The sequence below is a fragment of the Companilactobacillus ginsenosidimutans genome (genome assembly GCF_001050475.1).
Taxonomy (GTDB): domain Bacteria; phylum Bacillota; class Bacilli; order Lactobacillales; family Lactobacillaceae; genus Companilactobacillus; species Companilactobacillus ginsenosidimutans.
This window is the reverse complement of the sequence record NZ_CP012034.1, coordinates 2,171,775-2,183,644: the sequence shown is the minus strand read 5'-3', so window position 1 is coordinate 2,183,644 and position 11,870 is coordinate 2,171,775. Positions and strand designations below refer to the sequence as shown.

Genomic DNA, 11,870 nt, shown 5'->3' with positions numbered 1-11,870 from the left:
ATTAATAACTAATAGCACGTCTATTTTGCGTGTTCCAATTTGTGATAAATGAATTGATATCCATTTGAGTTGTCTGGTCAGTCCAACAATCATTGTAATAAACATAATTTTCATCGTAACCAGTAACAGTTAATGCGTGATAAGGAAAGCCGTGAAGCGTATTCCAAGTCACAACAGGATGCCCAATATCGATTTGATATTTAATCGCATTGAATCCTTGACCAGTTAAGTCTTTAGCAGAACCAGCATACTTTTCAACCAAGTTCATTAATGCATTTGGAAAAATTGTTATCCCAGTTGAATCCCAAGGTTGACCGATATAACCATAATTGGGGTCACTGCTGCGTGGCATTTCACGTGCCAATTGCATCTTGTCGACATTTGCGCCGGCGTATTGCAACATCATTGTCACAGCGGTAATTTCACAACCATTTGGCAATTCCGGATTTTGTGCAATCATCGGAACACCTGATAACCAAGCAGCAGACTTCATGTCCGGTGCATTATTAACGACCACGTAATCTTGTGGAATCCAAACATTATTACCAACTTGATACCAGAACTTTCCGTTCTTGTTGGCACGTTTTGAAATCTTCCAATCCGTTCCTGTCGACAAATCACTACCAGTATAACTAGCGTTGTCGCCGTATCCATTGTAAGAATGTACAGCGGCACCCGACTTATAAGTTACCGTGGCTGTTGCGTCGTAGTCAGTTACGTTGCTAACAAAAGTACCAGCTGTTGAATTGATATACTCCAACGTTGATACTCGATAATAATTTTGCCCAGTTGACGAAGTTGCTAGTTTATCGGTGTACCAAGCACTGTCGGCGGCGACACTACGACTTGCAGTTTGCGTGCCAGTCTGGTCGGTCAATAGTGCATTCTGATTTCCAACTGTGAAAACTCCATCAACGTCCTGAACAGAAGGCGTGGTAGCTTTCTGCGTTGGTGTTAAAGTATGTTGCGCGTCAGTATCCGATGGATCATTGACGACCGTGGATGCTGCCGGCGTGGCAGTCTCAGTTGTTGCCGCGTGAGATATTACTGGAAAAGCTAAAATACTCATTGAAGCAATAAAGCTTACGCAGAGTGAATATTTGACGCTTCTTTTCATAAAGTCCCCCTTTTTATAAAGCTCCCTATAGCTTTAAAAAACATGAACATACTTAAAATGTAATAGTCTAATACAATTACGTCAATATAATTATGGCGTATATAGCCAAAAATATAATAATTTTTGTAAAACTGTTTATTTGTGTTTTCGTAATTTGAGAGCATAAAAATAGCCCTGATACTTGAAAAAGCGTATCAGAGCAATGAATTTGGTTTTGCGACGTCTTTATCTCAGATAAAGGAATTAAAAAAGTAGACCCTCAATAACTTTGGGAAGTTAAGTCTACCTGTATTAACCGACCACCGTTTTCCGAACGGCTGTGTAAGGGGCAAGCTAGCAACTGTAGCTTGTTCCTTTTTGTTTACAGCTGGATTATAGCACGTTGAGCATATTTATTGAGTGTTATTACGAAATTAAAAAAATCACGTCAGTTCTAACGTAATTTGCATTAATGTATCGCCCCTTATATTCAAGACTAAATAAACTCTATTTCAAAATATTCACACAAACACTGTATTTCTTCATTAAATACTTTGCCTTCTTCTTTGTATTCCTTTTCAAAAAAGTCGGTATGAACCTTTTTCCAATACTTGAGAGTTTTATCACCCTCACCTTCAAGATAAGCATGTTCAGCAGTCACATGATCAAAAGTCACTACCTCAGAGACTTTTGTTTGAGTTATACATCCTGGATTATTATCACCATCCAAAATAATATTGTAGTCTCCTACCTTTGGCACATAATCTCCAGGTTCATACAATTCCCATGCGGACGTAGTCGCACGTTTATCTCCCTTTTTCACCAATTCCAATAAATCATTGGCGACTTCCTTTGTATATCCAAATGCCCACTCAACATGAGTCTTATTTACATCAGTTCCAGTTTTCTCACAAAACTTCTTCCAATATTCTTCTGTTGTCAAAATTTTCTCCTTATAAAAAAAGCCCGAATTCTAATTTGAATTCAAGCTCTTACTTTAGTCACCACGTGTATACGAAGCTACATATTTTTCTCGTTTTTCTTCATCAAATTCATGTTCACTCTTAGCAATAATAACTGTGGCCAATGAATTACCCACAACGTTAACTGCTGTACGTCCCATATCAACTAATCTATCGATACCGGCAATGAAAGTTAATCCTTGCATTGGAACACCGATTGTCGAAACGGTTGCTAGTAGAACAACGAATGATGCACCAGGAACACCAGCCATACCTTTTGACGTTAACATCAGAACAACTACTAGTGTTATCTGTTGTCCGATTGATAAGTTGATGTTATAAGCTTGTGCCAAGAACAGCGCTGCTAATGACTGATAAATAGCTGATCCATCAAGGTTGAATGTGTATCCAGTTGGGATAACAAATGAAACGATACCTTTAGTTGAACCATATTTTTGCATTTTATCCATCATTTTTGGCAAGGCTGCTTCTGAACTGGCAGTTGTAAATGCTAAAACAACTTCATTTTCAATAATTCTGAATAATTCATAAAATTTAACATGGAAAATTCTTCCGACTAGCGCCATTACGACGAATACGAAGAATGCCATTGTCCCGTATGCAATTACGATAAATAATCCCAGCGGTTTCAAGGCTTCAAATCCCATTTCACCAACCGTTACACCAATCAACGCACAGACACCAATTGGAGCAACTCTCATAACCCAGTTGGTAACCTTGAACATAACATTTGCTGTAGCATCAAGAACTTTGGTAAGAATCTGTCCTTGTTCACCAATAGCTGCAATACCTAGTCCAAAGAATACAGAGAAGAAGATAACCGGCAACATATCACCTTTACCCATAGCGGCAAAAATATTTGTCGGGATAATACTCATTAGAATCGTCCAAATCCCACCATGCTCAGCCGTTTTCGCCGAAGATGTATATTGGGAAATATCTGAACTTTGTAAATCATGAATATTTATATATGTACCGGGATGTGTAACATTGGCAACGATAATACCAATGATAATGGCAAGAGTCGTCATTACTTCAAAATAAATTAAAGTCTTTAATCCGATTCTACCTAGCTTCTTAATGTCACCCATGTTGGCAATACCTACTGTCAAACACGAGATAACAATAGGAAGAACAATCATTTGAATCAAGCTAATAAACATTGTTCCAATGTTCTGCATAACTTGAATAACAGCTTTATTATGGTAAAAAATCTGTCCCAAAATAATACCAAGGACTAATCCAATGATAATTTGCCATCCTAAACTAACACGAAAATAACGCCGTTTTTGCACTGTAAACATCCCCTTAGAAAAACTTGCTTTATCAATTATAGCAAAAACGAACCTCAATAGGTTAACAAAATTTAATAAGTTTAAAGAGGTTTTAATTTAGAAAAAAATAAGTTAGTTCGCACAAATAAAAGATAAGAAGCTTTATCAATTTCAAGATGTTATGATTCAAACAAAGGGGAGGGAAATTAATGACTAAAACGAATATTACTTTAAAAATTGATTCTAAACTAGTCAGTGATTCCGAAAAGCTGTACAGCAATCTTGGAATAAGTCTGGAAGCAGCAATTCAGATTTTTTTGGAGCAATCAGTTTATGAAAATAATTTACCTTTCAAAACTGATCACACAGAAATCGAAAATGAAATAGCAAGAAGAGAGTTCAATAATCCCCAAAATAAAACTTTTAATTCAATACAGAAATTAATGGATGATTTAAATGATGACAACTAAATATTTAAAAATAGCAGTGAACTTTTTGTTCACTGCCATTTTCATTTAATCTATTCGCTAATACGAGCTTTAGGATGCAAGACCGATTTCTTCGTCGGAATTGTCTGATCTTTTCCTAGATACATTTGATAGTAAGGTGGAACGTCGTTGATTGTCTTCAACAACATTTGTTTCAACTCTGGAAGTTTTGTCAAATCGATTGCTGGTAGATCGGCTTCTGTAACCTTGCCAGAAATACCATTGAATCTCTTGATTCTTTCGAGTAGATAACGGATGTCGTAACGAGCTGGATTTACTTCTAGAACTGATTTATCCAATCCTAGTAATTCGTAAACTCCTTCCATACCTGTTCTAACTGATGTTTCAACCGTGAAGACAACATCGTCATCAACTTCAACGAATTGTCCTAAGAATGCCAAGTTTGTGCAACCTTCTGGAACAACTTTTGGACGGTCGCCGAGTTTTCTAGGCATAAATTGACTTGTACAGTAAGGCATCATAGCTGTTGACATGTATGTGTGTTTCAACACTTCATCTTTAATATCGAGCATACCTAAGTGATAAAGAAGTTCTGTCATGATTTCATCACCAGTACAGTCCCACATTCTCTTCTTAATATAGTTACCTTCATTTTCACCGTACAATCCATATCCCCAGCCAACTTCTTCGTCGTCAGCTTGATATGGGAAGAATGGTTTGTGGTGAATTTCGAATGATAGATCCCAATTTGAATCTTTGAATGTCATCAAACCACCAGTACCGGCAGGACTACCTGACATCTCTTCGATACGTTTGAAGAATTCTGGATAATCTTTAACAGTTGGGAAGAATGAGATCCATTTAGTCTTATCAATTTGTCCCAAGAATTTCTCAGGGTGACCAAATTTCTCATCCTTCTTAGCCAAGTTTTGCCAAATCGTAAATGTTCCCATGTCACTTGTATCGGTGTTTGTGATGGCAACTGTATCGTTATCACCGAATGTACTATTTTCACTGATTGAACCACTTGTGACGAAAACTAAGTCTTGTGCAGCAACAGGAATAGCTGTTTTTTCACCATGATAGTTGGCAAGAATTTCTTGAACAGTATTATTATTTCCATCTAAGTTCAAGTCATAAACTGAGAAATCATTTACGAAATTAACACCTTTATCAATCAAATATCTTTCGATAGGAAGAATAATTGCGTCATATTCGTTATATTTTGTGTGAATGAATCCTTCAAGATATTCGTGACGGTTGATAAATGTGAATCTTTGCCAATAACGACGGCATTCGATAACACTGTGATAGTGTTTGAATGCTAGTTGACTGTGGAAACATGTCCAGAAGTTTGTCTTGAAAAAGCTTGGGTCAAAGAAATCATCTAATGATTTGTCAGCCAATTCTTCTTCAGTTGAACCAATAATTTTACTCATTGCAGCAAAGTGTTCTGCTGATAATTTATATTCGTGATAGTGAGCATCAATTTCACCTTGGTTAATAATAACTCGAGCCTCTGAGTGAATTGGTTCTTCACGGTTGAAGTCTACAACATCATCTAAGACAGTTCTGCCTTCGTTTTCCAATGATGGAATCTTACTACAAAGATACCAAAGACATTCCATGTATGGTTCTAGCTCACGTTCAGCCCTACAAAGATATCCTTCATTAGATTTAGTTCCATCCATTGAACCACCCATTACAGGTTTTTTCTCATAGATTGTGATATTTTTTGCAGGCATTTTTGCATCATCGATTAGAAAAGTTGCTGTTGCTAATCCAGCAATTCCTCCACCAACGATATTTGCTTTACGGTCATCAACACCAGCGGGTTTATTAGCATGATACATAGTTTTATAAATGTTCATAATCTTGCCTTCTTCCAATTGTTAAAAACTAATTGAGTACATTTCTAAAATAATGGAAAAAAGATTGTTAAACAATTTACAAATTTCTGAGAATGTAAAAAAATTTACAAATCCGCAGATTTGTAAATTTTAGGTTTAATCTTGATTATCGTATTTTTGAAGAGCCTTTTTAAAGTCTCCTTCTACTAATACAGACGTCTGATCGATAAGTGTTTGAGGATCTTCTTTCATCCCTTTGTGAGCCCACTCAAAAATCAAAGCAATAAATGCCAAAGTATAAAAATGAGCAATGAAGTGTTTATATTTGTCTTCAACATTCATACCCTCGGCTTGAAGTTCAACCACTTTTGCGACATATTTGAATACTACTCGATAAAAATAATCTTCAAGCACATCACGATATCGAGATTCATAAATATTATGAACGATAGTTTCATGCTGTTTTAAGTCAACCATTATGTTGTAGAATCCTTGTTGCCAACTGTCGTAATCTGATGAAGAAACGAGTGCCCTGTCGGCTGCCCTTTTCGATATCCACTCCACCAATTCATAAATGTCAGAAAAATGGTTATAAAATGTCTGACGTGTTACATCGCATTCTGTCACGATGTCTTTGATTGTAATATGATCTATTGGCTTCGAACATAATAAGGTCAATAATGATTCTGCTAAAAGTTTTTTTGTATCTTTAGTCACAGCGTGTTCCTCACTACTATTGAATATAGATATTATGATATACAGTTATTACTTTTTCAATTAAATATTGATGTTAAAAATGCCCCGAACGATTATGTTCAGGGCATTTTTTTGAAAAAACTCATTCAGCTTGAGTTATTGCATCTTGAACTGCTTCTTTAATAGCACGACTAGATGCAGATGCACCAGCGACCACATCAACATCAGTTGAGTTAGCGGCGACGATTTCTTTTGGCATTTCGTCAACAGCAACTAAACCAACATCTTCACTTTCGTGATGTTGCATAACTTCGACATCTTCAATTTTATTTTTTTGATAAGTAACACGAACCGTGATTTTGCCACCAAGTCCACTATTTGAACTACCCAAATATTGGTTATCTCCAAGTGTAACCTTTGCAGCACTTTCAGTATCAACGATATCGTTAATACCATTGGCGTCAGTGGCATTAACTTCATCAGCATCCTCTTTAGCTGTAGCAGCACTTTCCCCTGCAAGTTTACCAAAGACAAGACATTCAGTTAAATTACCGCCACCTTGATAGTTGTTAGCAATAACGCCACCGAGTTCACCAGCTCCATAAAGATGAGGAATTGGATTGCTATTAGTATCTAGAATTTCAGCTTTTTCATTACGTTGAGGACCACCCTGTGTATTCAAGACATCATTAGCCATTGCAATTGCGTAATATGGTCCATCATCAAAGCTACGCATGCTTTCAGGATGACGTCCAAAGGCATAGTCTTCTCCCGCTTCTTTAAATTGATTAAAGTTTGCGATTGTTTTTTCAAGATTGCCAGCAGGCACATCCATTTGTCCAGCTAATTCAGCAAGTGTTTTAGCCGAAATCAATTTTTCCATAAATTCAGGATATGGTAATTGACCGTTGTCTGTCAGTTGCTTCTCGAATTCGTCATATTGCGCTTGATCGAAAACTAGATAAGGATGGAGATTCTTCTGTGGAATCAGCCATGATCCATGAGTTTGAATGTGGCCATGTCTGTGTGGCGAATCTTCTGGGAAGTAACGAGTTCCGTCATCAGCGGTAACCAAAATACTACCTTTCTTGAGTAGTGGCCAATTTAGTTGACGACCACGTTCATCTTCTGCCTCTTTGAAAGTCAATCCTGGCAAGACACCATGTGATTCATAAGTAGACATGTGCCACATTTTTGCGCCAACTTCTTGAGCCATTTTAATACCATCACCACGGTTATATAGTGTCCCGAGTGGAGTTAAGCGTTTGCTGTGAAGGTATGTTTGAACTAATTCAGGATTATTTTCGAAACCACCCATAGCAAGTACAACACCATTTTTAGCATGAATATTTAAAAGTTTATCTTCACGATTAATTTGAACACCACGGACTACGCCAGTTACAGGTTCTTGAATAAGTTTGGCAGCACGTGAGTTTAACCAAATATCAATCATGTCGGTACGATCCATGACTTGTTGGCGAAGAATCTTCCATAATCCTGCATCAGCATCACGTCTGTGAACCAAGGCAAAATCAACTGTATCTGAACCAGGTAGTTCAGGATATTCAGCCATAGTTTTCTTATTAGCAACAGGATCACTAGGTTTAATATCATATTTCCAGCTAACGGCTTTGATTCCTAAATATTTTTCAAAGTACATTGGAATATGACTCATACCTTTAATGTAGGCTTCCAAAGTTTTTTCTGGATAAGTATATGGATAGCCCAAAGCCTTGTAGTATTCAGTCAATTCGTTTGAGTCTTTACCCATAACAACGTGTTGAGCTGAATAACGTGTGTTTCCACCTTCACGTCCATAAGGTGCAGCCTCAACGACTAACACATGAGCGCCTTGGTCAGCGGCAAATCTGGCTGCAGAAGCTCCAGCTCCACCAAATCCAAGTACGATTACATCATAATTTCCATCCCATTTTACGTTTAGTGCGGGAGTCTCACTATTGTTATTAATAAATTTAAGATAATTATCAAAACTACTATCTAAAGCATTAACTGTTGGAGCATCAATTAAATTGCCTTGACCATCAAATGCATTATCAACGAAACTTAACAAAAATTCATTCCCTGGTAGGACATTTGCTTCAACACCAGGGGCAATGAGAGCTTCTCGTAATTTGTCTTGCACACTGTTCGACTCTTTTACTCCTAATGATGTTCCGACAATCATTATTTTTTTACCGATTAGTGGATGAATAGTTGATGACAACCATTCAATAGTGTCTTTTAAAGCAACTGGGACGACTTTCTCATCTTCTGGAACACTAATTACGACACCATCTGCGGCTTCAATCTTTGTTGCCAAACGTTTAACAGCGGTTGGTAATTCATCCTTTTCATGTGGTGCATTAAATTGTGGCACTTGATTAATTTCAGCGACCGTCATTGTGACGCTCTTACTAAAGTGTCGTTGCATGTAATGTAGCAATTCTCGATCATAAGACGTTTCTGCATTTGTTCCAACGATTGCGACTAACTTCATAGTTAACAGTCCTCTTATTTTTAAAAGTAAAATTCAAAATTATCTGTGTGTGGTTGTTCACAAGGTGGAGTATAAGGGTAAATTTTAAAAAGACAATGTGAAATTTTGGTCAAGTGGTTGTAAGCCTTGTCATAACAGTAAAATTATTTTTATTTTCGGTGTATATTAAGCTCATTTAATCACATAAACCACTTATTGTACCCAAAAATTAGTTTGGAAATCATAAAATGTATTTATGCTTTAAAGAAAATATTTGTTTGGAAGCATCCTAATTCCTTAATAGAAGAAACTACTGAACGCACACATATAAATCAGTGAATTGTTGAAATACTAGCATCTAACAAATTAAATTTTTTCATAAGATAAAAATAAATTTATAACTTTCATTGCACATCATCAAAATAAAAGTTATGATACAAAGTGAAAATTCAAAACTGTGTGGGATTAATCGTTCATGTGAATTTGTTATCAATTTTTCCGTCAACGCTGGTTACGTTGTCAGACTAATTGGAAATACCAAAATATCAATGAGTCACATAGAGGGGTCCACACCATGATTAATAAAATAAATTGGAAAGCTTTCATACTACCCTTAGTTTTGGGTATTGGTATCTGGCTTTTAACACCGTTTAAACCGGGAGAGATCAGTCCAGTTGCCTGGCATCTATTTGCTATTTTCATTGCAACTATCGTTGCCTGTGTCACAAAACCTATTCCTATGATGGGAACAACTTTAATTGGAATCACTATCGCAACAATGACTGGTATTTTTTCAATGGACGAAGTTGCTTCAGGATTTGGTAATTCAACATCTTGGTTAATTGCCATGTGTATGTTTATGGCTGCAGGTTTTATCAAATCAGGTTTGGGAAAACGTATTGCTTACATTTTCGTCAAATTATTTGGTAAACATACTTTAGGATTAGCGTATGCACTTACTGCTGTAGAAACGGTTCTGGCAATTGGAATTCCAAGCAATAATGCCAGAGCAAACGGTATTATGTATCCTATTATCGATAACCTATCACGTGAGATGGGTTCCGATCCTAAAAAAGGAACTCAAAGTAAATTGGGTTCATTCTTAATTTTTAACGAATACGAAATTGATAACATTACTTCTGGTTTATTCTTAACAGGTTTAGCTGGAAATATGATTGCTCTAGGATTTGCCAAGACACAAGGGATTACAATTTCTTGGCTACAATGGTTTGCTGCATCATGTGTACCAGGTTTTCTTTCATTATTAATAATTCCATTCGTAATATATAAAATCTATCCTCCCGAAATTAAATCAACTCCAAACGCTCACGCATGGGCCGAAGATCAATTAAAACAAATCGGTAAAATGAGCATGAGTGAAAAAATTATGGGAGCAACATTTATTCTTGCAATTATTTTATGGCTTGTTGGTCCACACTTTGGAATCGACGCCACTGAAGTCAGTTTTATTGCCGTATCAATCCTATTAATTTTTGGGGTCATATCAACTAAAGATATGTTGAACGAAAGCTTTGCTTGGAATATTTTGATTTGGCTATCCGTCATCATGCTAATGTCTAAAAAACTCATGACACTCGGTTTCTTCCCATGGTTCTCACAAGTTTTAGGACACGCATTGCACGGAATGCCTTGGATCTGGGTTCTAGTGATCTTATTCATAGTTTATTTCTATGTTCACTACATGTTCCCAAGTATTGCCACACAAATTTCAGCTTTGTATGCTGGATTCCTTTCAGTCGCAATCGGTACAGGAGTTCCACCAACATTGGCAGCATTATTGTTAGCATTCTGTAGTTCAATTTTCTTATCAACTTCCCCATATTCATCTGGTACCGCAGCCTTCTTCTCAAGTACTGGTTATGTGGAAAATAAAGATTGGTGGAAATTAAACGCCATAATTGGTGTCATTTTCATCGTGATCTGGCTTGGCGGCGGTCTGTTATGGACTAAAGTCATAGGCCTTTGGTAAAAAATAGTAACCCATTGGTACTAAAATTTATTTTCATGAACAAAAAATAGGTTGTAACCACACGATAACCTTCATGTTGTTACAACCTATTTTTATAAACAGTTATTAAAATTAGGATATACTTGAATTAATTTATTAGGGGGAATTTTGATGAATGAGCGAGATTTAAAATATTTTTGCGACTTAGTTGAAACCGGAAGCTACACCGCAACTGCTAAAAAGTTTCAAGTGACACAACCAGCGATTTCTGTGGCACTAAAAAGATTGGAGTCTGAATACAATACACAACTAATGAACCATCCTGCACATAGTTCAGGCTTAATCACTACATCTGCTGGTGAAGTTCTCTACATCAAGGCTCGAAGATTAATCAAAGAATTCTCCCAGCTAGAATCAGAAGTTAAACATGCCGATGATCAAAAAGTTCGACTCGGATTTTCCCATGTAGCCGGCGGAATCTGGTTGCCAAGAGTAGTCCAAACTTTTGCCCATCACAAATTGTTGCCCGCTGTCACAACCGAAGTAGACATCTCCGAACACTTACTCGACCACTTGAGAAATCGCAAATTAGACGCCGCAATTTTTTCATCCCTAGAGCCATTAATATCAGATGATCTCCAGGTATATCCCCTTGAAACACATCCCCTATGCGTCCTAGCAAATATTCATCACCCACTAAGTCATCTACACATGATTGAAGCTAAAGACTTGCAGCAATTTCAAATCATCGCTCGTCAACCACAATCACTCCCCCGTAATGCGTTGGAAAGATACTGCGAAAACAGCAACGTAAAACCAAAAATTATTTACGAAGCTCCAAGTAGTCAGTTAGTCGAAAAATTAGTAGCACGCAATCTTGGAATAGGATTCGTAATCGATGGCTCAGTCACGTTAAGTCATGACGTCGTAAAAATCCCATTAAAACCAAGCAAATCAATCGATTGCTATATGCAAATGGCAGTTAGAAAATCATTCATTCCCAATAAACATCAAGAGGAATGTATTGAACTTCTCAAAAATATCAAAGACCAAAACTAAACAAAACGGCATTGAAGA

At 36.8% G+C, this 11,870-nt stretch carries 9 protein-coding genes; 3 read left to right on the top strand and 6 right to left on the bottom strand.

The features are described from left to right. Position 1: 1 nt before the first annotated feature. The 3 genes from ABM34_RS10900 to ABM34_RS10890 form a co-directional block, all read right to left on the bottom strand. On the bottom strand, positions 2-1,117 hold the full coding sequence (locus ABM34_RS10900; RefSeq protein WP_048705707.1) for a C39 family peptidase: 1,116 nt from the start codon (positions 1,115-1,117) through the stop codon (positions 2-4). A gap of 475 nt (positions 1,118-1,592) precedes the next feature. Next, on the bottom strand, positions 1,593-2,039 hold the full coding sequence (locus tag ABM34_RS10895; RefSeq protein WP_048705705.1) for an ASCH domain-containing protein: 447 nt from the start codon (positions 2,037-2,039) through the stop codon (positions 1,593-1,595). A gap of 54 nt (positions 2,040-2,093) precedes the next feature. Beyond that, positions 2,094-3,383 carry a cation:dicarboxylate symporter family transporter gene (locus tag ABM34_RS10890; RefSeq protein WP_198141150.1) on the bottom strand — a complete coding sequence of 430 codons (1,290 nt, stop codon included), beginning with the start codon at positions 3,381-3,383 and terminating at the stop codon, positions 2,094-2,096. A 179-nt stretch (positions 3,384-3,562) separates the two neighbouring features. On the opposite strand from ABM34_RS10890, the gene ABM34_RS10885 reads away from it, so the two are divergent. Continuing rightward, positions 3,563-3,823, top strand: a complete 261-nt coding sequence (locus ABM34_RS10885; protein WP_048705702.1) for a type II toxin-antitoxin system RelB/DinJ family antitoxin — start codon at positions 3,563-3,565, stop codon at positions 3,821-3,823. Positions 3,824-3,873: 50 nt separating this feature from the next. Here ABM34_RS10885 and ABM34_RS10880 read toward each other — a convergent pair whose 3' ends face one another. The 3 genes from ABM34_RS10880 to ABM34_RS10870 form a co-directional block, all read right to left on the bottom strand. Then, complete coding sequence (locus ABM34_RS10880) at positions 3,874-5,673, bottom strand: oleate hydratase (protein ID WP_048705700.1); 1,800 nt, start codon at positions 5,671-5,673, stop codon at positions 3,874-3,876. Positions 5,674-5,808: 135 nt separating this feature from the next. Next, a complete protein-coding gene (locus ABM34_RS10875; RefSeq protein WP_048705699.1) occupies positions 5,809-6,369 on the bottom strand; it encodes a TetR-like C-terminal domain-containing protein in 561 nt (186 codons plus the stop codon). 121 nt (positions 6,370-6,490) lie between these two features. Then, positions 6,491-8,845 (bottom strand): FAD-binding protein, encoded by a 2,355-nt coding sequence (locus ABM34_RS10870; RefSeq protein ID WP_048705698.1) that lies wholly within the window; start codon positions 8,843-8,845, stop codon positions 6,491-6,493. Positions 8,846-9,398: 553 nt separating this feature from the next. On the opposite strand from ABM34_RS10870, the gene ABM34_RS10865 reads away from it, so the two are divergent. Continuing rightward, positions 9,399-10,814, top strand: a complete 1,416-nt coding sequence (locus ABM34_RS10865) for a DASS family sodium-coupled anion symporter (protein ID WP_048705696.1) — start codon at positions 9,399-9,401, stop codon at positions 10,812-10,814. A gap of 150 nt (positions 10,815-10,964) precedes the next feature. Beyond that, complete coding sequence (locus ABM34_RS10860; protein ID WP_048705694.1) at positions 10,965-11,852, top strand: LysR family transcriptional regulator; 888 nt, start codon at positions 10,965-10,967, stop codon at positions 11,850-11,852. The last annotated feature ends 18 nt before the right edge of the window (positions 11,853-11,870 follow it).